This is a genomic window from Streptomyces sp. BK208, assembly GCF_004364245.1.
Lineage (GTDB): Bacteria > Actinomycetota > Actinomycetes > Streptomycetales > Streptomycetaceae > Streptomyces.
The window spans coordinates 226,299-248,690 of sequence record NZ_SOAV01000013.1 but is presented as its reverse complement, the minus strand read 5'-3'; the positions used below and the strand labels follow the sequence as shown (position 1 = coordinate 248,690).

17 protein-coding genes and 4 pseudogenes are annotated in these 22,392 nt (G+C 71.8%); 13 read left to right on the top strand and 8 right to left on the bottom strand.

Going from position 1 to position 22,392, the window contains the following annotated elements; genetic code table 11:
- Positions 1 to 218 precede the first annotated feature (218 nt).
- A complete protein-coding gene (locus tag EV562_RS35755) occupies positions 219 to 311 on the top strand; it encodes a terminal protein (RefSeq protein ID WP_243860229.1) in 93 nt (30 codons plus the stop codon).
- A 130-nt stretch (positions 312 to 441) separates the two neighbouring features.
- Here EV562_RS35755 and EV562_RS28940 read toward each other — a convergent pair whose 3' ends face one another.
- Positions 442 to 1,851, bottom strand: a complete 1,410-nt coding sequence (locus EV562_RS28940; protein WP_243860227.1) for a hypothetical protein — start codon at positions 1,849 to 1,851, stop codon at positions 442 to 444.
- A gap of 920 nt (positions 1,852 to 2,771) precedes the next feature.
- Between EV562_RS28940 and EV562_RS35750 the strand changes: the two are divergent.
- From EV562_RS35750 to EV562_RS28915, 4 genes and pseudogenes are all read left to right on the top strand, one after another.
- Positions 2,772 to 3,063 (top strand): annotated as a pseudogene (locus EV562_RS35750) (toxin Doc); the annotation flags it as partial.
- 61 nt (positions 3,064 to 3,124) lie between these two features.
- Positions 3,125 to 3,873: pseudogene (locus tag EV562_RS28925) on the top strand (transposase).
- A 244-nt stretch (positions 3,874 to 4,117) separates the two neighbouring features.
- Positions 4,118 to 5,116: a YdcF family protein gene (locus EV562_RS28920; protein WP_166662044.1), complete on the top strand. Its 999-nt coding sequence runs from the start codon at positions 4,118 to 4,120 to the stop codon at positions 5,114 to 5,116.
- Between the two features lie 148 nt (positions 5,117 to 5,264).
- Positions 5,265 to 5,861: a dihydrofolate reductase family protein gene (locus EV562_RS28915; protein WP_133889795.1), complete on the top strand. Its 597-nt coding sequence runs from the start codon at positions 5,265 to 5,267 to the stop codon at positions 5,859 to 5,861.
- 244 nt (positions 5,862 to 6,105) lie between these two features.
- On the opposite strand, the gene EV562_RS28910 is transcribed toward EV562_RS28915, so the two are convergent.
- Positions 6,106 to 6,498, bottom strand: a complete 393-nt coding sequence (locus EV562_RS28910) for a hypothetical protein (RefSeq protein WP_243860226.1) — start codon at positions 6,496 to 6,498, stop codon at positions 6,106 to 6,108.
- Between the two features lie 258 nt (positions 6,499 to 6,756).
- Positions 6,757 to 7,344, bottom strand: coding sequence for a TetR family transcriptional regulator (locus tag EV562_RS28905; RefSeq protein ID WP_133889794.1), 588 nt, complete (start codon positions 7,342 to 7,344; stop codon positions 6,757 to 6,759).
- 109 nt (positions 7,345 to 7,453) lie between these two features.
- Between EV562_RS28905 and EV562_RS28900 the strand changes: the two genes are divergently transcribed.
- The gene (locus tag EV562_RS28900; protein ID WP_243860225.1) at positions 7,454 to 8,599 is read left to right on the top strand and encodes an FAD-dependent oxidoreductase; all 1,146 of its coding nucleotides are present in this window, start codon (positions 7,454 to 7,456) and stop codon (positions 8,597 to 8,599) included.
- A gap of 116 nt (positions 8,600 to 8,715) precedes the next feature.
- On the opposite strand, the pseudogene EV562_RS28895 reads toward EV562_RS28900, so the two are convergent.
- Both EV562_RS28895 and EV562_RS28885 read right to left on the bottom strand, forming a co-directional pair.
- Positions 8,716 to 9,263 (bottom strand): annotated as a pseudogene (locus EV562_RS28895) (NAD(P)H-binding protein).
- Positions 9,264 to 9,880: 617 nt separating this feature from the next.
- Positions 9,881 to 11,254: a S41 family peptidase gene (locus tag EV562_RS28885; RefSeq protein ID WP_243860224.1), complete on the bottom strand. Its 1,374-nt coding sequence runs from the start codon at positions 11,252 to 11,254 to the stop codon at positions 9,881 to 9,883.
- Between the two features lie 712 nt (positions 11,255 to 11,966).
- On the opposite strand from EV562_RS28885, the gene EV562_RS35745 reads away from it, so the two are divergent.
- Positions 11,967 to 12,194 carry a hypothetical protein gene (locus EV562_RS35745; protein WP_243860223.1) on the top strand — a complete coding sequence of 76 codons (228 nt, stop codon included), beginning with the start codon at positions 11,967 to 11,969 and terminating at the stop codon, positions 12,192 to 12,194.
- Positions 12,191 to 12,694 (top strand): alpha/beta hydrolase, encoded by a 504-nt coding sequence (locus tag EV562_RS35740; protein ID WP_243860222.1) that lies wholly within the window; start codon positions 12,191 to 12,193, stop codon positions 12,692 to 12,694. The genes EV562_RS35745 and EV562_RS35740 overlap by 4 nt, the downstream gene beginning before the upstream one ends.
- A gap of 232 nt (positions 12,695 to 12,926) precedes the next feature.
- On the opposite strand, the gene EV562_RS28875 is transcribed toward EV562_RS35740, so the two are convergent.
- Positions 12,927 to 13,829, bottom strand: coding sequence for a hypothetical protein (locus EV562_RS28875; RefSeq protein WP_133889792.1), 903 nt, complete (start codon positions 13,827 to 13,829; stop codon positions 12,927 to 12,929).
- A complete protein-coding gene (locus EV562_RS28870) occupies positions 13,826 to 14,839 on the bottom strand; it encodes an SPFH domain-containing protein (RefSeq protein ID WP_133889791.1) in 1,014 nt (337 codons plus the stop codon). Before EV562_RS28870 ends, EV562_RS28875 begins: the two co-directional genes overlap by 4 nt.
- Before the next feature lie 300 nt (positions 14,840 to 15,139).
- Between EV562_RS28870 and EV562_RS28865 the strand changes: the two genes are divergently transcribed.
- The 4 genes from EV562_RS28865 to EV562_RS28850 all read left to right on the top strand — a co-directional run bounded on the left by EV562_RS28865 (position 15,140) and on the right by EV562_RS28850 (position 21,708).
- A complete protein-coding gene (locus tag EV562_RS28865; protein WP_133889790.1) occupies positions 15,140 to 15,361 on the top strand; it encodes a hypothetical protein in 222 nt (73 codons plus the stop codon).
- Positions 15,362 to 16,245: 884 nt separating this feature from the next.
- A complete protein-coding gene (locus EV562_RS28860) occupies positions 16,246 to 17,511 on the top strand; it encodes a sulfite oxidase (protein WP_133889789.1) in 1,266 nt (421 codons plus the stop codon).
- A gap of 520 nt (positions 17,512 to 18,031) precedes the next feature.
- The gene (locus EV562_RS28855) at positions 18,032 to 19,732 is read left to right on the top strand and encodes an endo-1,4-beta-xylanase (protein ID WP_133889845.1); all 1,701 of its coding nucleotides are present in this window, start codon (positions 18,032 to 18,034) and stop codon (positions 19,730 to 19,732) included.
- A gap of 359 nt (positions 19,733 to 20,091) precedes the next feature.
- Positions 20,092 to 21,708, top strand: coding sequence for an amidase (locus EV562_RS28850; RefSeq protein WP_133889788.1), 1,617 nt, complete (start codon positions 20,092 to 20,094; stop codon positions 21,706 to 21,708).
- Between the two features lie 186 nt (positions 21,709 to 21,894).
- On the opposite strand, the pseudogene EV562_RS36025 reads toward EV562_RS28850, so the two are convergent.
- A pseudogene (locus EV562_RS36025) lies at positions 21,895 to 22,035 on the bottom strand (hypothetical protein); the annotation flags it as partial.
- On the opposite strand from EV562_RS36025, the gene EV562_RS28840 reads away from it, so the two are divergent.
- The gene (locus EV562_RS28840) at positions 22,001 to 22,357 is read left to right on the top strand and encodes a GNAT family N-acetyltransferase (RefSeq protein WP_133889844.1); all 357 of its coding nucleotides are present in this window, start codon (positions 22,001 to 22,003) and stop codon (positions 22,355 to 22,357) included. The pseudogene EV562_RS36025 and the gene EV562_RS28840 overlap by 35 nt on opposite strands.
- The last annotated feature ends 35 nt before the right edge of the window (positions 22,358 to 22,392 follow it).

Here is a 22,392-nt window from a genome sequence, read left to right as displayed (position 1 = left end):
CTCCCAAACCCATGTCCAACCACTGACGCGGCGCGTGAACACAGCCACTCATCCGTCACTTGGTCCACGCGGTTCGGCCACACCGCCGCCGGCAGCACCGACCAGGTCCGCGCACGTGACCTCACCCTAGCCCTGCCGCCCCACACGCCGCCCGCCTCCTCCAGGCCCAGGAAGCCGGGGTCGACGAGGACGACCTCCGCGAACTCGCGGCCCAGGCGTTGGGGGAGGTGTACTTCCGCGCCGGCGGCCGCCGCGCCCACGGCCTCGAAGTGGAACTCAAGGACATCGTCGACCTGCGGTTCGAGCTGTAGCAGGTCACGGTGCCGAACAGACAACAGGAAGGGCGTTGAGCCAGAACACGATAGGTGTCACCGAGGCAGGCGGGCTGTCTGAGCCACCGGGCGGCGAGTGTTGAGCGGAGGTCTGGACGGGGGTGCAGTCTCAGCTGTCCAGCCTGGCTTCCCACTTGCGCCTGCGCAGTACGAAGTCGCTGAAGAGATGTCGGCACCGGTCGAGCAGTTCCCCCACCTCCGCGTCGCCGCGCCGACCGTCCGGGGACGGATGCCAGCGCTGTACTGATTGCGCGGCCCAGGTGCGCAGCTTCATATCGGGGTCCTCGAGCAGACGGACCGCCGCCCGTAGCGCCACGATGCCGCCGTGCGCGTCGAGCAGCCGGAACGCTCCGACGCGGACATGCCGCGGTCGCTGGGAGCTGGTGCGTTCCAGTAGCCAGTCGGCGGGCAGTTCCTTGGCCGAGGGCAGCAGGGCGGTGGCGGTCTCGCGGACGACCTCGGCGGCAGGGTCGTCGAGGAGCGGCCGCATCTGCTTCACATCCGCGCAGTCCAGCGCCCGCAACCCGGCCACGGCTCGCGCCCGCACTCCGGCCGCCGGGTGCGAGAGCAGCGGCCGCAGCAGTCCGGCGTCCGCGCGGTTCCCGCACTCGGCCAGCCCGATGACCGCCCCGGGCGGCAACTCGGGGCCGTTGGGTGCCGTGCACCACTCCCGGTACCAGGCCGCCGGGTCGCCACCCTGCTGTCGTACGACGTAGCGGGCACAAGCACGCACGAGCGGGGAACGATCGCTGAGAAACGGCTCCGCCTGCTTCGAGCACCCTGCCCGTCTCAGCGCGGTGACGCCGGCCGAACGGACACGGGGGTTGCGTGCGGACAGCAGCGGAGGCAGTACCCCCTCGTAGCCCTCCTCATCCTGCGCAGCCGTGAGCGCCGCTGCGGCACACAGGTCCTGGACCACGGTGTCCTGGTCCCGGGCGGCCGCGCGGGCCAGCTCGGCGGGACGGAACAGTCGGCCGTCGACGGCCAGCCGGTAGGCGAACCGGCGGACGACGCGGTCGGGGTCAGTGAAGAGAACAGCGAGCTGCCCGGGAGATGCCTGGCGCAGGATGTGACCGAGCGCCTCGACGCCGAAGGTGCCTCTGTCGCGGCGGCCGACGCGGAGGATGAGCGGCGCGAGGTCGAGGGCAGAGCCCACGTTCAGGGCCTCACCGAGCAGCCGTCGGGCGTGCTCGCGCACCGGTTCGACCCAGTCGGTGCAGCGGATCACGATCAGCGGCAGCAGGCCGGGGTACCGGACCGACTGGAGCACAGCCTCCTGACGGATCCGCCCGTCGCGGTGGCAGAGGGCGAGTGCGAGCCGGGACTCGTCGAGGTGAGTCAGCTCAGCGGGCGGCGGTGCCGAGTGCTCCCATCCCGGCAAGAACTGCGGGCGATGCCAGGCCACCTCACGCACTGCTGCGTCCAGCGCGAGCCAGTCACCGGGGTGGGCGACATCGAGCGTGCTCTGAAGCGGCGCACCATCCGCGAGCCGCGTTGCTGCCGCTACCCCGTCCTCCATGTTCTCAAGCATTCCCCGCCCCTCCAGCAGTCGTACCAGGTGATCGTAGGAGGCGGGGTTCGCTTACGGCGCGGGAAATACGGCCCGTGACCGCCGAGGGCCGCCGCTCAGCACCCTGCTCGCCAGAAGCCGAACGCGGTGACCTCGCCCCTGTTTCGCTTGCCGCTTGTGCCAGGCAGGGCGCCGCATCGGTGACACCAGAGTCCTTCGCCTACTGAAGTCGCAGTCCAGCGGATGCCGACGATGACAGCTATCGTGCTTCGTCACAGGAGCCTGCTGTGCGGCCCGTTCCGGCCCGAGCGGGAGCAGGTGGCTTCATCGAGCAGTAGTGACGTCGCTTGTCGATGAGTTTTGGTTCTGGTCCAACTTCTGTGGATGCATCACGGTATGTGACCGACCGAGACCGGATGGCCCTACGTCACTGGCCGACAGACCTGCTTGGGATCATGCCCGCACGGACTTCGACCTCGCCCCACCGAACGGCGTTGGCCCGTTGCGGACCGGTGTGACTCGACCCGCGGCCAACACCGCGTTGGACTCGCTCCGCGACCCTTCTGCGATCTCGGAGTCCGACCGGCCAGGACAACACGTGTTCCGCCCCAGCGGGCTGATGATCAGCAGCCGCTGCATGCGCGACATGCTCGAAGCTATCGAGCTGGTAAGGCCCTGGCCCCGAACGGATCGAGTGTTGTTCCAGGGTGTGGACGTGTTCGCTCTTCCGGCCCGCGAGGTTGTCCGGCGCGTCGGGACCTGACCACGATCGAGGAAGATCCTGACGATGATGCTTCATTCACCGCCCCGGACTTGTTGCTGAACTCCTTCTGGCGTCCGTTCGCGTGCTCACCCTGCCCGATAACCCTGTTCCCCGCCGCCGACGGGCGTCAGCCGAGTAAGCAGGAACTACGTCCGCTACACAGTTGCGGGACGAGACCCGGATACCGACGCTGGAGGGATCCGACCCGGACCCCTCCGGAGCGCGGCCGCGCTCCTGCACACGGTCGTCCGGCGGGAGCCACTCCCCCATCGCAACAGTCTCTTCGTCGCCTTCGTGGCCGTCCAGTACCTGGACCAGTCCGGCGAAGGCATCGAACCGCCGCGCCATACGGCGCCCTGTCGGATCTGGACAGGAAGGTCCGTGACGGCCGGCTGGGCATCTACGCCGTCGCTGAGCCGCTGCGCTCCTGGCGCATCTGGACCGGGCGACGGGCGTAACTGGCTCTAACAAAAGCTGCTGATCATGAGGCTGTCGGCCTCTCTGTTCGTATGTCTGGGTATGGGAAACCGTCAGTCGCGGCCGTGGATCGTGTCAGATGAACTGTGGGCGCTGGTCGAGCCGTTGCTGCCAGCGCCGGGTCCGAAGAAGGCCGAGGGCAGACCGCGGGTGCCGGACCGCCAGGCCCTGTGCGGGATCCTCTTCGTCCTGCACACCGGCATCCAGTGGGAGTACCTGCCGCAAGAACTTGGCTTCGGCTCGGGCATGACCTGCTGGCGGCGCCTTGCTGCCTGGAACGAGGCCGGCGTCTGGGACCACATCCACCAGCTGCTGCTCAACGAGCTGAGGTCGAAGAACCAGCTGGACTGGGAACGGGCGGTGATCGACTCCTCACACGTGCGGGCTGCCCGACGGGGCCCAAAAGCGCGCTCGCGGTGTCCCTGACCGGCGGCAACCGCAACGACGTCACCCAACTCGAGCCGCTCCTCGACAAGATCCCCGCCGTCGCGGGCCAGGTCGGCAGACCCCGCCGTCGCCCCGGCGCGTTGCTGGCCGACCGCGGCTACGACCATGACAAGTACCGCCGCCTGCTCTGGCAGCGCGGGATCCGCCCCGTGATCGCCAGACGGGGCGAGCCACACGGCACCGGCCTGGGCACCTTCCGCTACGTCGTCGAGCGCACGATCGCCTGGCTCCACGGCTTCCGCCGCCTACGCATCCGCTGGGAACGACGCGACGACATCCACGAAGCATTCCTCGGCCTCGCCACCTGCCTGATCACCCACCGCCACGTCCAGCGTCTTTGTTAGGACCTCTAAGCCGGGTTCCGGGCGTACGCCGGTCCCGGGCAACGGCGTAACCCGCGTAATCCGGTCTCCGTCGATGGCGGCAACGCACGCCCGCCTGCGGCGTGTCACGGCCGGTCTGCGAGGATGTCGGCTGGCCGTCCGCAGCAGGCCCGCCCCGCTGCGCGAGGTCGGGAACGCAGCGGCGACAGGCGGGCGGGGACGGGTCCAGGGGCCCCGCGGGTGGGAGAGCGGAGTGGTGAGGGACATGCTGGAGTACCCGGAGTACCTTGCCGCTGCGGTGTTCGCCGCGGGCGGCCTCGTGCATGCCCTGCTGGCGCCGTACCGGTTCTCCACCGCGGTCCTGTTCTGCCTCGCGGTGACGTCTGCCGGACTCGGTGTGTCCTCCCGCAGCGCGGAGAGCCACCACACCGTCGCCACCGTGCTCGCCGTCCTCGCCCTGCTCGGGGGGCTCGCGCTGGGCCTGCTCCTGCTGGTCGACGCCGTCCTCCTGGTCCGGCGTTACGGGCCGCAGAAGCCGTTGCTCGCCACCGGCGCCGCCGGCTGCGCGGTGCTGGCGGTGCTCGGCCTCGACGCCGTCCTGCACACAGTCGGCGGGGAGGCGGCGGGTGGGCTCATGGTCGCGGTGAACGCGGCCGCGGGGTACCTCTCGCTGCTCTTTCTCGTCTTCACCGGGTACGTGATCGTCCAGGGGCGCAGCACCCCGCCTCCGGGGACCACCCATGTCGTCGTCCTGGGCGCCGGGCTCGACGGTGACCGGCCCGGTCCGTTGCTGCGGCGCAGGCTGGAGCGCGCCCTCGCGGTCGACGTGCCCGACGCACCGGGCACGGATCCTGTGACGTTCGTCGTCTCGGGCGGGCAGGGCGACGACGAGGTCGTCTCCGAGGCGGACGCCATGGCCGACTACCTGCGCGCCCGCGGAGTGTCCTGCGACCGAATCGTGCGGGAGGACCACTCCGTCAACACCGGACAGAACCTCCGCTTCAGCGGGGCCCTCATGGAACACGCCGGTCCCGGCCACCGGGCCACGGTGGTCACCAGCGGCTTCCACGTCTACCGCACCACCCTGCTGGCCCGCCGCGCCGGCGTGCCCGTGGACGTCGTCGGCGCACCGACCTCCCCCGCGTACTGGCTGTCCGCGACCCTGCGCGAGTTCGCCGCCGTCCTGTGGCTGGACCGGCTCCCGCTGGTCGGGCTCAGTCTGCTGCTCGCGGTGCCCGTGGCGACGGCGGTCTTCGTGCGCTGAGCGAGTCCTCGCGATCTTCGGTCACACCCTCCTCGGCGCGCCGGTGCGATGAGTTCGCCGGTCGTCGGCAGTCTCCCTTGCACACGCACCTCCGTCGGCCGAGCAGGGGCCGCGGGTCCGAAGGCGTGGCGAAGCGAGGGAGTCCACGATGCCCCACCCGATTCGGCTGTACATGTCGATGTCACTCGACGGGTTCATCGCCGGGCCGGACGACCGGCCAGGTCAGGAGCTGGGACGAGACGGCGGACGGCTCTTCGACTGGCTCGACGACCGGGAGTCCGACGGGCCGAGCGGCCAGGTCTACCGCGAGGCGCTGGCGACCGGCGCGCTGATCTCCGGCCGGCGGACCTTCGAGCTCGCCCGGCGCTGGCAGGGCGACCACCACGACGGCGTGCCCATCTTCGTCCTCACCCACCACGTGGACGACGGGGACGAGCCACCCGGCCACGCGCGGTTCGTCACCGACGTCGACGAGTGCGCCCGGCTGGCGCGCGCCGCCGCCGGGGACCGGCCCGTCATGGTGCACGGTGCGGGGGCGGCACAGGCGCTGCTTGGAGCCGGGCAGCTGGACGAGATGGAGATCCACCTGGTGCCGGTCCTCCTCGGAGGCGGCCGGCGACTGTTCGAGCACCTCGGTGGTGAGCACACCGAGCTCGAACTCGTCCGGCGGCTCGAGGACCGGGACGTCACGCATCTCCGCTACCGGGTGCGCCGGGCCGGGGAAGCGGCGCGAGAACGCTCTTAGTCTCGTACCGCGTCACCGACCTGGAGCGCTCCCCGCGCTTCAGCACCGCCCTCGCCTGCGGCATGCCGGGCCGGGCCGGGCACAAGCACGCGGCCCGCCCGGAGCGCGTGCTCTCTGCGCGGCACCTGGGGTCTTGCCCGAGCCGGCCGCCGTCACGACCTGAGTACGCAGCCCGAAGGCTGTTTTAACTCTCCTCGGGGTGTCAATCCAAGCGTGCGCGGGTACCAGCGGGGCCGCACAGCGGTCACGCCGGCCAGGAGGTGGCCCGCCTCGGCCGCCCACCCGCGCGCCGCGGCGAGGGGTCATGGCCGTAGTCCAACGTCCGCGGGCACGCCTCGTCCGGAGCCTGGGCACTCACCGCGCCGAGAAGGCGTGCCTCGCCGAACCAGGGGACAGCGCCCCGGGCCACGTCGGGCCGCGCACCCGTGACCGAGCCAAGGGCCATCACGGCGTCGTCCATGTCCCCGTCGAGGAACAAGAAGTACGCCTGCGCCGGCACAGCGCTCAGGGAGCTGTCCACTTCGAAGCTCTGCTTGGGTTCGGGGCGTCGGTCCTGCCACAACTCGGCGAGGTCCGCATAGGGCTCCGGAGCCGCCGGCGCCGAGGCTGTCAGCCGCCACGGGAAGCTCCACGGCACGCAACGGGCTTCCACCGCAGTACGCCACCACACCGGCGAGACCGACTCTCGCCGTCACTGACTGATTCGGCATCGCCAGGGGGCACCCGTGGCCAACTCGCGGGGCGCTCACCGTAGTCCGGGCCCGCCTTCGCGGAAGGAACGGGCCGCAATCCCCGACCTCCGTTGATCGCCCGACGCGGCCGGTCGAGTCAGCCGTTGGCGCCGGGCCGGTCCAGCCGCAGCGGCTCCGCACGGTCGAGAACGGCCGTCGCGGTGTCAGTCGAGCGTTGCCGCGACGGCCGGAGCGAGCAGGTCCGCGATCTCCTCCGGAGACGGGTGTGTCAGAGAGGGAATGCGCAGGATGTAGCGGCCCAGGGCCAGGCCGAGGAGCTGTGAGGTAACCAGTGCCGCCCGTGCCGGTGCTCCTTGCGGGCCGATGACTGGGGCGAGCGCCGGGCCCACCTGGCTCGCGAAGACTTCCCGCATGCGGGCGGCCGCGTGGTCGGCCGTCACCGCGGACCGGAGCAGCAGTAGCAGTGTGTCGCCCGCCGGGGCCCGTTCCCAACGGTCGAGGAAGGTCAGGACCAGTGTGCGCGGGAGCTGTTCGCGCGGCACGGCCGTGAGGTCGGGCAGGTGCAGGTCGACGGCGAGTGCGGCCTCGAAGAGGCGTTCCTTGCTGCCGTAGTAGCGCATCACCATCGACGGGTCGATGTTCGCGTCCGCGGCGACGGCGCGGATGGTGGTGCGGTCGTAACCCTGCTCCGCGAAGCGCCGTCTGGCCGCGTCCAGGATCGCCGCCCGGGTGCGGCTCGAGCGGCGCGCCGCACCCTCGTTCTCGGGTGCTGTCTCCCTGTTCCCAGTCATGCCAACAACTGTAGGCCAACAGGTGTTGACATGTCATCGACGCGGGTCCATCCTCAATGCCAACAGTTGTTTGCCAACGGCTGTTGGCAAAGGAATCGGAGGCAATGCCGTGAACGCCACCGCACAGCCCGCCGCTCTCCCCACCCGAACCAGGGTGGCCATCGTCGGCGCCGGTCCCACGGGCCTGGCCCTCGCGCTCACCCTCGCCACCGAGGGCGTCGACTTCGTGCTGCTGGACCGGCTCGCCGAGGGCGCCAACACCTCCCGCGCCGCTGTAGTCCACGCCCGCACCCTCGAGGTGCTCGACGAGTTGGGTGCGGCCGCCCCGCTGGTCGAAGAGGGCCTGAAGGTCGAGGAGTTCGCGGTCCGCGACGGAGCCAGGAAACTGCTCACCGTCCCCTTCGGCGCGCTGCCGACCGCATACCCGTACACCTTGATGCTGGAGCAGTACAAGACCGAGGCTCTGCTGCTCGCCCGCCTTCGCGAGCTCGGCGGTGATGTGCACCGGCCGTACGAGGTCGAGTCCCTCGCGCAGGACGCGGACGGTGTCACCCTCACCTTGACCGGCGGGCAGACTCTGCGCGCCGACTACGCGGTCGGTGCCGACGGCATGCACAGTTCGGTGCGCGAGGCGGCCGGCATCGGCTTCAGCGGCAGTGCGTACGAGGAGTCCTTCGTACTGGCAGACGTCGAGATGGATTGGGCACCGGGGCCGAACGAGGTCTCGCTGACCTTCGGCACGGCAGGTCTGACCGTCGTCGCCCCGCTGCCCGGCGGCCACTACCGTATCGTCGCCACCTGCGCCGAGGCCCCGGCGGAGCCGGAACTGAGGTTCTTGCAGCGACTGCTCGACGAACGCCTGCCGGACCAGGCGCGGGCGCACCGGGTGACCTGGTCCTCGCGATTCCGCATCCACCACCGGGTGGCGGACTCCTACCGCGTGGGCCGGCTGCTGCTCGCCGGGGACGCCGCGCATGTGCACAGCCCGGCCGGCGGGCAGGGCATGAACACCGGCATCCAGGACGGTGTCGCCCTCGGGCGCGCCATCGCGGCGGCGCGGGTCGAAGAGTACGAGAGCCGGCGACGGCCGATCGCGGCCGAGGTCGTCGCGTTCACCGACCGGATGACCAAGATCGCCACCACCCGGAACCCGATTCTACGAGCCGCCCGCAACACGATGCTCCCGTGCGTAGGACGGATCCCGGCCGTCCGCAACAAGCTGGCGCGCCGGCTGGCCGAGCTGGACTACCGGTAAGCCCCAATCGCAGCGGGGCTGGTGGCCCCGGAGCTCGTGCACGGTAGGCGGCGTGCCGGTCGCAGCCAGGTTGCCATCGGCGCCTTACCGGCGGAGCCGGGGTGGGGTGTGGGTGGTCAGTAACCGACGGTGAAGCGCTGGCGGTGGTGGCGAGGCTGCTCGATCTCGTCGAGGAGGGCGACGGCGTGGTCCTCGACGGAAAGGGTGCGGTCACCGTTCTGGTCCATGGCGAGGTCGTCTAGGGCGGTCCGATAGACGCCGGTACGGTCGCCGGGAGTGACCGTCGCTGCGGGGCTGAGGTTGCTCCAGTCGACGTCGGTCACGGTGCGGTGGTGGTCGAGGGCGTCGCCGTGGGCGTGCATGATCTGCAGGAGGAAGTCGGGCAGGTCGGGGGTGCCCCCGACCTGCTTGCCGTCGGGGTGCGCAGGGAGCCGGCGCCGCCGCCGACGACGGTGCTGACGACGACGTCCCGCCCCTTCGCCGCAGCGGTGACCGACTGCGGGTCGAGGACGTCGCCCGTGGTGACAGACAGGTCGGCGTGCCGTTCGTCGGCCTTCTCGGGATCGCGGACGCCCGCGGTGACGCGGTGGCCCCGGTGCGGGGCCTCGCGCATGATGGCGGAGCCGATGGCTCCATTGGCGCCGAGGACAGCGCTGTTCATCATGTGGGTTTCCTTCGTGGTTCGTGGTGTTGCCGTGCGTTGGGTCGGGTGACGGGGGTGCGCGGGCGCCGGGGGTAGGCGCATCGGCGGCACCTGCGCACCGTGCCGCCGAGCCCGTCGGCAACGGGCGAGCGGTTCACGGCACGAGGACGATGCGTCCGGGCAGGCCGCCCTGCGCGAGTCGCACATGGGCCTCGGCCACGGCGGTCAGGGGGAGGGCTGGCGACGCGGGCGAAGAGCACGCGGTTTGGGCGTCCCCTCGCCGTCGAGAGCGAAGCGGGCGAGGAACTGATGGAGGCCACCCGTCAGACGGTGCCCGCGGCCCTGGAGTCGGGAATCGGCCCGTTCAGCGGCCGGGCCGCACCCGTCATCGACGACCTTGTGCATCGCTTCGCCGAGGTGTCCGCGCGCACCCCTGACACTGGCTTCCGGGGCTGGATGGTCCAGGAGTTCGAAGAGGTACACGATCCGAGGGTGGACCGGCACTGGCGGCTGGTGTGGATCGTCAACGGCTGGCAGGTGGTGCCGAACCTGATCCCGGTGCACCCCTGGCTCCTCCAGGCCCTGCGCAACGACCGCGGCATCCGGTCACCGCGGCAGCCGCGTCCTCGTGTGCGGGGTCAGCGCCGGCACAGGGCATTCACCGCGCGGTCGAAGGCCGAGTCGCGCCCCTCAGCGAACTCCTGCGCTGTGAAGACCGGCTCGACGAGGTGGGGCGGGATGCCGGTGCCGTCGTAGGTGCGGCCCGCGGCGTCGAGGAACTCCTCGTTGGGCAGCCAGGCGTTCATGCCGTTGGGCAGGTACCGGTGCATGACGTCGGAGAACAGGCCCTGGGTGGCCTGTCCGATCCGCAGCGTCCGACCCGGGCGGGCCATCAGCGCCTGGGTGAAGGTCTCCCCGGCGCTGAAAGTGGAGCCGCCGGTCAGGACGGCGACGGGCCCGGTGAAGCGGGGCGCGGGCGAGGGGAGGACCGGCACGGGCTCGGGCGCGGTGCGGCGGGCGGGATCGTGCGGGTCGTTGCGGACACGCTTGGCGTAGGCGGTGTACGGCGTGTCCGTGAGCCGTCCGGCCAGGTGGACGCCGAGGGCGTCGGAGCCGCCGCCGTTGACGCGCAGGTCGATGATCAGACCGCGCAGGCGGTGGGCGCGGTCGACGGTGAACACGGTGTCCAGGGCGGCGTCCAGCTCCCGCAGCTGCGCCGTGTAGGAGGGGTCGTCGCCGGTGTAGCCGCCGAAGCCGGAGACGCGCAGGTAGCCGAGCCGACCGGGGCCGGCGAGGTCGGCGTAGGTGATGCGGCCTTGCGCGAACTCCCGCCGGTAGGGGGCGTCGCGCAGGTCTCTCGTCGTGATCAGCTCCCTCGCCCTGGCGTCGAGGCCGGCGCCCGGGGCCTCGGTGCCGGGGCGCACCTCGGCGTAGGCCCGCTCCCCGTCACGGACGGCCACGTGGGCGTCGTGGAGGGGCCGGACCATGCTGCTGAAGAGGTCGAAGAGCTGCTCGCGGGTGGTGTCGGGGCGCACATGTGGCCGGTACTGCTGCCGTACCGCGTGCCAGTCGACGCCCTTGGCGGCGAAGAAGGGGTAGTTGTCCTCGAAGGACTGCCAGAAGACGTCGAAGGTGGTGACCGGGTCCTGGGGCAGCGGCCGGGTGCAGGCGCCCGGCAGGAGCGGAAGCCGTCGCAGTGCGCGGTGCCCCACGGAGCCGTCGACGCTCAGGGAGGCGTGGTGTCCGTCGCCCGCGACCCGGACGGTGATGACGTCGCCGTCGGCCCCGGTGTACCGGCCGGGTGCGGTGCGCCGGGCCGCGTCGCCCTTCAGGCAGCCGACGGCGGTCGTCTGGTACTCCTGCAGGGTGTCGCCGTCGAGGACGACGACGGTGCCGTAGCCGTCCGTCCGCCACACGCCGTCGGTCCGGGGTGCCGCGGGCTGTGCGAGGGCGGTGGGGGCGGTGAGTGCCAGGGCGAGCGCGACGGCGCCGGCCGCTACGACAGTACGCACGACGGTGTCCTCCCGTTGATCGGTGATCACCCCACGGTGTCGGACCGGCCGGTGCCCGGCCATCATGCTGGCAGGTGATCGGGGGGTGGGGTTGGCACCCCGTACCCGTAGTGCTTCCGACAGCGGGCGCAGCGGGGCGTGTTCGGCGAAGCGGGCACGGTGCGGCCGAAGAGGGGCCCGGCAATGAGCCTTTCCCGAGCACCAGGGAAGACTGGTGCCCGCCGCCCTCGCCGGGGGTACGCGCGCAGGCCGGGCCGACCGCCGTGCCAGGAGGTGCCGTGCCCGTCGGATATCTGATCACCGTGACGATCGCCGCGATCAGCACGTAGTGCGCGCTGCGGCCGGTGCCGTGGGAGCATCCGCTGGGCCGCCCCAGTTACCTCTTCGGGCTGGCTGCCGACGAGCTGCCGTTCGCCGCCTTCTTCTGGGTGCTGCTGGTCCCGACGGCACTTGGCCTTCTCCGAGGGCGACATCGACTCGCCGGCCGCCTGGGCGACCGTCGGGCCGGCCGTCGTGACCCTGCCCGGGCTCGCGGTGATCGCCCACCGCGCCTGGGGCGAGCGGGACCGGATCGAGCGCGCTACGACCGAGGGCCTCGGCGACGGGTGGCGCGCCTCCATCGACGCGGACCTCGCCGAAGGGCTCCGGCGCAGGCGCCATGGGCTCGCACCTGTTCGTCCCCATCCCCCGGCGCCGCTGGAACGTCCGACGCGTGGCCAACCTGTCGTACGGGGACGTGGGCCGCCACAACCTGCTGGACGTGTACCACCGGTCGCGTCCCAAGGGTGCGCCCGTGCTGATCCACGTGCACGGCGGCCACTACAGCGGCGGTGGCAAGAACAGCCAGTCGCTCCCCCTCCACTACCGGCTGGCGAGCCGTGGCTGGGTGACCATCAGCGCCAGCCGGTTGAAACCCCACGTCCGGCACCCGAGCACATGATCGACCTGGAGGAGGTGATCTCCTGGGCGCGAAAGCACGCCCAGGAGTACGGCGCCGATCCGTCGACCTTGTTCGTGGCGTGCAGTTCGGCGGGAGGCCACATGAGCTCCGTCGCCCCACTGACCCCCGGCAAACCCGCGTTCCAGCCGGGTTTCGAGGAAGCCGACACCTCGGTAAGCGGCGTCGTCGTCCTGAACGGCTTCCTGGGCGCGTACTGGCACCAGGGCGCCGAGTCGTCACCGATGGGCCATGCCCGGCCGGACGCGCCGCCCGTGCTGATCGTCCACGGGGACCTGGACCCGTGCGTACCCGCGGCCGACATCCGAGAGGTGGCCGACGGGCTGCTCGACGCGTCCGACAATCCGGTCGTCCACGCCGAGTTGCGCGGCGGGCACAATGCCTTCGCCCTGTACCACTCGCTCCGCTTCGAGGCGGTGGTCGACGCGGTCGAGGCAGTCACCGCCTGGGTGCGGTCGCAGGAGCGGTCGCACCGGGCGTGACGAGCCGGACCCGGCACGCCGGGCACGGCCTGGCCGCCTCGGTGCCGCTCGGCCTCGCCCGGACGGCCGGCCCTGGCGCGCCCGCCGTCCGGTGACGCTCCGCTCCCGCCCGAAACCGCAGGCCCCCCGGCGGTCCGGGCGTCTCACGCGCGCGACGGCTCCGCGTCCCGGTGCCGCGCCGACCGCGATCGCCCCCCCCAGCCGGTCACCGGTGACCCGCGGACAGGGCCCTTCACGTCACCAGGCGCAGTGACGCCGCGGCGATCCCCACCCGCACGCTCTGGCCCCACGTCAGCTCCAGGGCGTCGGCCTCCATCCCGTCCCCGAAGACCACCAACCGGTCCGACTCCACGGTCAGCCGCAGCGCCTGTCCCCGCCCCAGTTCACCCGAGACCCTCGAGGTGCCGGTCGCGGGCGAAGGCCAGGCCTCGCGCACGAACCACAGCAGTCGCGGATCGCGTGGCGCGGGCATCGTCCCGGTGGCGCCGCGCTCCAGCCACAGGGAGCGGAGCCAGCCGGTGGCGCCGGTGCCGGTGCCGACGAGGACGCCGGAGGAAGCCTGGGTCTCGCCCGGGTCCGTCCCGGTGCCCAGGCGGTAACGGGCCGTCTGGTGGCCGGGCGGCCCCAGGTAGATCTCGTTCAGCGCCAGGAGGCGCTGGGTGTCGTCGGCGACCGCCTCGGCCATGGTCAGCTCCTCCGCCCCGCCGCCCCCGTCCCGGGCCGCGGTCGCGGCGCGCAGCAGACCTGCCGCGTCGGCGCAGCGGTGACGGACCAGGACCCCCGGATTGCGTCCCGGATCGGTGTCGATGCCCACCACCGGCTGCCCGGAGAGGTACTTCGCGGTGTTGGCGACCAAGCCGTCCTGGCCGACCACGACCACCACGTCCTCCGGGGCGAACAGGAACCGGTCCAGGTCCGCCCGTTCCACCCTGGTGCTGCGCCAGGTCGGCGGCACCGCCGACGCCACCTCCCGCAGCGCCCCCAGGGTGGCGTCGTGGCGGCGGGCCACCTCGTCGATCGAGCGGCCGCGGCTGGAGAGGAAGAACGCCGCCTGCCCGTGCGTCCCGTGCCGGGCGAGCAGTTCCTCGTACTCGGTCCTGCGGTGCACGAGCACCGCCCGCGGGGCCAGGCTCACGCGTCCGCCCGACCTTCCGGCCGCCCCATCCTGGCGAGGAGCCCGGTCAGCACGTCGGGGGCAAGGGTGACGCTCTCGATCCGCGGCAGGTTCTCCGCCAGCCGGGTCGCCGCCAGGGCGTGCAGCGTGGCCGGATCGACCTCGCCGTGCACCCGTAGCCAGGCGGCCTGGGCCTCGGCGCGCGCCGCGCCCGTCGCGCGCGCGGCCTCGGCCTCCGCGCGGGCCAAGCGGACCGTGCGGGCCGCCTCGGCCTCGGTCCGTACGCCGTCCGCCGCCGCCGTCTCCTCCGCCGCGCGCCGCGTGTTGGTGCCGCGCTGGTCGACCAACTGCTCCTCGCGCCTGGCCAGTTCGATCTGGCTGGCCAGTTCGTTCTCGGCGATGGCACGCTCGCGCTCGACGGCGACGGCCCGCCGCTCGTAGGTGGCCCGGTCCGCCTCCTGCTGGATCTGCTCGCGGGCCGGGGAGCGCAGGGCGCGCTCCACCTCCGCCTCCGGCCGGATAGCCACGACGCGTACGGCGACCACGTCGATGCCGGTGGCCGGCAGGCGGGGTTCGGCGGCGAGACCGGCGGCGACCCGTTCCCGCACGGAGGCGACGCCGTCCACCAGCGCGACGGCCAGCGGGGTGCGGGCCAGCACGTCCAGCGTGTGCTGTTGCGCGGTCTCGGTCAGGAGGGTGGCGATCTGCTCCAGGGGGGCGCCGCGCCACCTCCCGCTGTCGGGGTCCACGGAGAAGTCCAGCCGGTTCGCCGCCTCGGCCGGGTCACTGATCCGGTAGGTGACGGTGGCCTGCACGGCGACGTCCTGGAAGTCGGCCGTCCGGGCGTGGAACGCCATGGCCAGCTCCCGGTCGTCGACCGGCACTTCGGACAGCGCCGCCGACAGCGACCGGTACCAGAAGCTGAGTCCCCGGCCGTCGTGGACGAGCCGGCCGCGCTTGTGGTGGCGGATGTGGGCGGTGGGCGCGGAGCGCAGATGGCGCCATCCGAAGCGCCGGGTGATGTCGGCCATGACGGACCCCCTCGATTTCGTCAGTGCGACGATAACTGGCGGACGTAGATATCGTCAACCAGACGAGATAAGTCGGTGACCGGGCGCGGGAGACCGGTGCGCGCGGGGGAAGCCGTCGGGCGGGCGGGGTGGCAGGGCCGGGACCATCGTCAAGAGGGCGGAGTTCTTCTTCTGAGCGGTGGCCGCGGCGGTCGGCCGGCCGGGGCCCCGGTCCGGTTGGGGCACGGCAGGCACTGTGGCGCCACGCCGGAGCGCGGATGGACGGACGCAGACGCATCGCCGCACCGGGCAGTCTGTTCCATGATGCCGACTTCGACTACGAGGCCCGCATCATGCTGGGCGCCACGGCGTGCGGGGCCGGGGACGTCGGCCTGGTGCTCTCGACGGTCCCTCTCGACGGGCGACCGGATCACCGACGGCGATCCGGACAGCTGGTTCGACGCCTGGACCGGGCTGGGCGCCGATCTCGCCGCGCGCGGCGAGGAGGCGCTGGAGGCGGGCCAGGTCGACACGGCGCGCTAGCGCTGATGGCCGCATCCCAGTACTACGGCAAGGCGCTGGTCTTCATCGACGGCATGGCCGACCAGTAGGTGTTCCTCCCCACCTTCCGCGCGCACCGAGCCTGCTGGGACCGGTTCGTCGCCGCGTCCCACGGCAGCCACGTCCGGCTCGAAGTCCCGTACGGGACACGCCCATGCCGGGATACCTGCTGCGTCCCGACGCCTCGGGCACCACACGCCCGACGCTGGTCGTCACCAACCGGCGCGACGGCACGTTGCCCGGTCTGCTGAGCTACGGCGCGGCGGAGGCTCTCGCACGCGGGTGGAACGCCTTCCTGTCGGCCGGAGTCCCGGCGGGGCCGCAGGGGCGGGTCGGGTGTGTTCGCCACGCCCCCGCCGGGGGGCGGTCAGCGGCCGGCCGGGACGCCGGCAGGCTGGGCCTGCGGGGCGCGGCTGCGGCCGCGGCGCTACCGGAGGGGCGGCGCGGCGGGACCCTCGGCGGCGGGCAACCAGTGCCTCGTCAGGCAGCACGTGCCCCGGACGGTCTGCGACGATGACCGCGTGGACGGAGAAGCCGACCGCGCGGAACCGGCGGAGCCGCTGGGCGAGTCCGCCGGTTCCGGCCCACGCGCGCCGCCGCTCTCGTAGCATGGCGCCATGGTCCCCAGCCGACGCCGCACCACCGCCCCGCGGTCCCGTGTGCTCGTGCTCCACGGCTGTTGTTGATCCACACCGTCTGATCCGCGCCGCGCTGTTCCCGTCCGTCCGCCGGGTGGACGCACCGCGCCGGTGCCGAGCGCCTCTCCGGGCGCCTCTCCGCCCCGGGAGCTTCCCCCGTTCTCCGCGTCCCCGACGCATCGCCCGTGCTCCGGCAAGGGTCGTGCTCCGGGCGAAAGGCAGGCCGCCATGCGTCCCTCCGAAACCGCTCACGACCGCCGCAGACTCCGCCAGTGGCTGGCCGGCGAGGCCCGCGCCGACGGCGTCGCCCGCCGTGACATGCTCCGTCTCCTGGCGGCCGCCGGACTGGCCGGCGCCGCCTCCGCGGCGCCGGGCCCCCTCGCGCGGGCCGCCGGCCGGGCCGTCACCGCGGCCGGGATCGTCAAGCCCCTGCCCGAGGCGTGGTTCACCGTGCGCGGCACCAACGCCGAGACCCGGTTCGCCGCCCTCGCCGGAACCGGCTACCACACCCCCAACGAGCGCTTCTTCGTCCGTAACCACACCACGACGCCCGTCCTCGACGCCGCCGACTGGTCGCTCATCGTCTGGGGTGACGGCCTCCGCCACCGGCGTCCCGTCGAGTTCTCCCTCGACGACCTGAAGACGTTCCCGGCCGTCTCACACAGCGCGTTCGTGGAGTGCGCGGGCAACGGGCGCAGCCTGTTCACCTCCCAGCAGGGCCAGTCCGTCAGCGGCACCGCCTGGACGCTCGGCGCGATCGGCGCCGCCCGCTGGCGCGGTGTCCGCCTCGCCGACGTCCTCCGGCGGGCCGGCCTGGACCGGCGCGCCGTGGACGTCATGCCGCGCGGTCTCGACGCCCCCTACTCCACCGCCGACGGGGCCGACCTCGGCCGGGTCCGCCGTCCGCTGCCGCTGTCCAAGGCCCTCGACGACGTCCTGCTCGTCCACGAGATGAACGGCGAACCCCTGCCGCCCGACCACGGGCACCCCGTGCGGCTTCTGGTGCCGTCCTGGATCGGCATCGCCTCCATCAAGTGGATCGGTGACATCGAGGTGGCGGCGCAGCCCCTCTACTCACCCTGGAACACCGACTTCTACCGGCTCTTCGGGGACGCCCACCCGGCCGGCGGCAGCGCCCCGCTGACCCGGCAGACCGTCAAGAGCGCCTTCGAGCTCAACTGGGAGGCGCGCCTGCCCGCGGGCACCACGCACCGGCTCACCGGGCGTTCCTGGTCCGGGGCCGGGGGCGTCGTCCGGGTCGAGGTCAGTACCGACGGCGGCACCACCTGGGGCGAGGCCCGGTTGCACGACAGGCCGCGCCGGGACGGCTGGGTCCGCTGGTCCACCCGGTGGCGGCCGTCGGCCGCCGGCCCCCGCACCCTGCTGGCCCGGGCCACCGACAGCACCGGACGGACGCAGCCGGACGCCACGGCCGCCAACACGCAGGGCTACCTGTTCGACGCGGTCGTCCGCCACCCGGTCCACGTCGTGTGAACCGTACGGTTTCCGTACGCGAGAAGGGCGGCCGGTGCCGGCCGGCGCGTTCGCCGTAGGAGCCCTTTCGTCACCTGTCGTCTCCTGGCGCGAGCCTCGTGAACAGGCGGTCGAGCCAGGGAAAGGGCGGGGCGCCGACGAGCGGGTGGTGGTCCCCGGTGCTGTGGAGCTGCCGCGCGGCGAGGCTGGTCGCGGTGTGGGCGCTCTGGGTGACGCCGGAACTGAGGCTGACACGGCCACCCGTGCAGCCGGATAGTGCTCTGTCCGCACCGTGAGCTTGAGCCAACGGGCCTCCTGCCCCGGATGCGGCGCGCGTTGACCGGCAGCCACCGGTGACCTGTCTGCCCTGAAACAGGTCATGTCCCCCTGCTTGTTCCAGACCCGGCCCAGCTCGTCACCCCCGTACCTCACGTGTGATGAACTGTGGCCCGGTTTCGAGACGTTGATCTCGTCTCGCACAAGAGAGCAGAGGGACCGTGGGCCTTGGTGGGGGGGGACGTGGCAGCGGCTGACCGCCGTGATGCTCGTCATGGCGGTGGCGGCCGGGTGTACGGGGAAGGGCGAAGGCGCGGGCGGCGGAAACGTCGAAGACCTGCTGCGGAGTCACGACTGGAGGCAGATGCCGGGCACCACCGCGCGGAACGGCATCCTGCGCGTCAGCGCATTGGATCGGCACATCGTGGAGCAGGACTCCTCCGGCGGCCAGCCCAATCCCCCGCTGAACCTGGCCGGCCCGCATCTCAGGTCTGATGGCGACTTCACCGTCACTGCGCGCATGTCCGGTGTGGGTGATGATGACGGCGACTCCTGGCTGCGGCTGTACGGACGTGTACCGGTCATCTACGACGAGTGGCGGCAGGAGCGGCCCTCACTCCGCGTCGGTGTGACCGCAGACGGACGAGTGAAGGCACAGATCTGGGACGGCGAGGGCGATGATCCGGCCATCTCCAAGACTTTCGACTGTGGCTGCTCCGGGACGGTGACGCTGGCCGTGTCGAGCATCGGTGACACCTTCCGCGTGAAAGCTGACGGGCGGCGGCTGGGAACCGTGCAGGACCCGGGGGTGTTCGCCGAGGGCACGGTCTGGTTCGGTCTGGAAGCGGACGCGGGCGAAGACGAGCGCCGCGAGGGATGGCGTCTGACGCAGCTGATCGCGCGGGCAGAGAGCGGCGGCTCGCTCCGCGTGATCGAGGCGCCGCAGCTACGCCAGGAGCAGTCCGACGACTCGCTGCGTGCGCGAGCCGCAGAGGTGGGGCGGCCGTTCGACGTCGGCACCGCTCTGGCCGAGAACCCGCTGCTCACCGACGCACGCTACCGGGCGCTCGCGGGGAGCCAGTTCTCCATGCTCACTCCGGAGAACGCGTTCAAGCCACAGTTCCTCCACCCGCGCCGGGGCGTCTATGACTTCCGCGACGCGGACCTACTCGTGCGATTCGCCCGCGCAAACGAAATGAAGGTGCACGCGCACACCCTTGTCTGGCACGAGGCTCTGCCCGACTGGATGAGGGAGAACGACGACTCCAAGGAGGTGCGCCGGACCATGCTGCGGCACATCGCCATGATCGCCGGGCACTTCAAGGGAGCGGTCGCGGAATGGGATGTGGTCAACGAGCCCATGTCCGACGACGAGAAGAGCTACACCAACGGGGATCTCGGCCTGCGCTCCGAGCAGAGCCCGTGGTTCGAGGCCATGGGCGAGGAGTACATCGACGAAGCGTTCAGGGCCGCCCACCGGGCCGATCCGAAGGCACGGCTGTTCCTCAACGAGTACGGGGTCGAGGAGGAAGGCGAGCGGTGGGACGCCCTTTACGGTCTGGTCGAGCGGCTCAAGGAACGCGGCGTACCGATCGACGGCGTGGGCTTCCAGAACCATGAGTATGCGCCCGGCGACCGCATCGACCCGGAGACCTTCCGCAGCCATGTGCGGGATCTGGCGGAGCTCGGGGTTCAGGCGCGGGTGTCGGAGATGGACGTCTCCGTAGGTGAGGACGAGGAGGACGGGCAGCAGACCCAGGCTGATGAAATGGCGGGCAAGCTGCGGGTCTGCCTGGAGGAGCCGAACTGCACATCGTTCTCCACATGGGGATTCACCGACCGGTACGGTTCCACCGCCGACACCAAGGTCTATCCTCCGCGCACGGCCGATTCCCTGCCGTGGGACGAGGCCATGCGGCCGAAGCCGGCGTACGAGCGCTTGCTCGAAACCTTTGACGAGGCGTGAGGAATCAGGGTGCGATCTCCCGGTTCGCTGACGCGCTGCCCGGGGCCGTGCATGATCTGACCGCGGCCCGGGCTCACCGGCACGACGCGCGTCGCGGTGGTCGATCACGGGGGCATGTTCTCGCAACGGATCATCGGGTACAGGCTTGCGCGAGCGGCAGTGAGATCGGCTTCGGGGTCCGCCCGAAGAGCGGACCCGTGCGACCTGCCGAACGATCAACCTTCGAAGCAGCAGCACATTCACGGCCGGGCCGTTCCGCAACTCGGGTGTGCGCGTGCCGTGTTGTAGGGAGTACACCCGGCCGGAACCGGGTGGCAGCCCCAGCGCACCGAGCGGCCCACACCCCTACCGTGCTGCACATGAGTACTCCCGATTCGTCCACCACACGCCGCAGCGTGCTCGCGCTCGGCGCTGCCGCCGCTGCGACGCCCTGGCTGGGCACGAACCCGGCTTCGGCTTCCGCTCCGCCGCCGCCCGACACCACCCCCGGTGAACTGGACGAGCTGAGCATAGCCGGGCTGCACCGCCGGATGTCCGACGGGCAACTCGATGCCGAGCGGATCACCCGCTACTACCTCGACCGCATCCGACATGTCGACCCGCTCCTGCACGCGGTGATCGAGGTCAATCCCGACGCCCTGCGCGAAGCACGGCGCCTCGACGCCCTGCGGGGGACTCGCGGGCCACTGCACGGCGTGCCCGTCCTGTTGAAGGACCTGGTGGAGACCGCGGACCGCATGCACACCACGGCTGGTTCGCTCGCACTGATGGGTCTGCGGCCGACCGCAGACGCCACCGTCGCCGCCCTCCTGCTCGAGGCCGGGGCCGTCATCCTCGGCAAGACCAACCTCAGCGAATGGGCGGGCGGCATGTCTCTCGTCCATCACGCCGGGTGGAGCGCCAGGGGCGGTCAGACCAGAAACCCCTACAAACTCGACCGCTCCCCGAACGAGTCCAGCTCCGGCACGGGCGCCGCTGTGGCGGCCAACCTGGCCGTCGCGGGCATCGGCACCGAGACCAACGGCTCGATCCTCGACCCCTCCTCCGCGAACTGCCTGGTCGGGTTCAAGCCGACGGTCGGGCTGGTCGGGCGAGGCGGGGTCATCCCCGGCGTGCCGAGCCAGGACAGCGTGGGGCCGATGGCACGGACGGTCCGCGACACTGCGGTCATGCTGGGCGTTCTGGCGGGCCCCGACGCACGCGACCCGGCGACCCGGGCCGGCCGCGGTCACCGGCACCGCGACTACACCCGCTTCCTGGACGCCGACGGCCTGCGCGGCGCCCGAATCGGAGTACCACGCACCGTGTACTTCGGCTACGACCGGCACGCCGACGAGATCGCTGAGCGGGCGATCGCGGATTTGAGCAGGGCGGGGGCGACGGTCATCGACCCTGCGGACATCCCCACGGCCGAACGCCTCGAAGACCTGCCGAGCTCGATGGTGGTTCAGGCTTACGAGATCAAGAAGGCGCTGAACGGATACCTGGCCGCCGCGCCCGGCCGACACCCGCGCAGCCTGCCCGAGTTGATCGAGTTCAACCGCGAACACGCCGGTCGGGAACTGCGGTACGTACAGCAGGACGGCCTGGAGCTCGTCGAGGAGCTGGATTTCGGTGAACGTGAGTACCGCGAGGCCCTCGCCACCAACCACCGCCTGTCCCGGGCCGAGGGCATCGACTCCGTACTGCGCGAGCACCGCCTGGACGCCCTGGTCATGCCGACCTCGGGTCCCCCGGCCAAGATCGACCTCATCCGCGGTGACGCCCACGGCGGAGGCTCCTCCACCCCGGCGGCCCTCGCCGGCTACCCGGCCGTCAGTGTCCCGGCCGGCTTCGCCTTCGGCCTGCCGGTCGGCCTGACCTTCATGGGCACGGCCTGGAGCGAACCGACTCTTCTGCGACTGGCCTACGCGTACGAACAGGCCACCCGGGCACGGCGACCGCCGACCTACCGGGGGCCCGACGTCGGGTTCTGACGGATGATGGCACTGCGCGTGGTGACCACGACACGGGGGTGAGCGGTGATGCTTCATCTCCGTCTTCCCTCGAACAGCGGTCACGGAGGCGTCTGAGAGAGTCCAGAGGGGGCATGAGCCGGCTGCCCAGACGGCCAGGGTCTGGCGGTCGACGACAGGGAGCCGTTGCTGTCCGGCGAAGGCCACGGCCGGGCCGGTCACCCGGCCGTTCGTGACGATGACTGCGACGTCGGCGCCGTGGACCTGTCGGGCCGAGCCGTCGAGGACGTGGAGGTCCGGTGTGCCCACCGGGATGGTCTCGGGCCACCGCGTCGGTCCCGACGACATCGAGAGTCACCGCGTCTTCGTGGCCGTCGACGCCGATGCCAATGCCGCCCCGGGTCGGGTAGTCGGTTTCCACTCGCTGGTCCTCGCGCCGCCGGATCTGGACCTGCTCTTCGTCCAGAACGGGACGCAGGGACGCGGTATCGGGCGGCTCCTGGTCGAGCACATGATGAGCGAGGCGCGCGCGGCGGGGCTCAGGCGTGTCCGGGTGGCATCGCGTCCACCGGCCGAGGGCTTCTACCGCAGGGTCGGTGCGCTGCGTACGGGAACCACCGCGGCGAACCCGCCCGCCCTGGTCTGGGACCGGCCCGAGCTGAATTTTTGATCACCCAACGGTTGGCTTGATCCTTCTGTCACAAT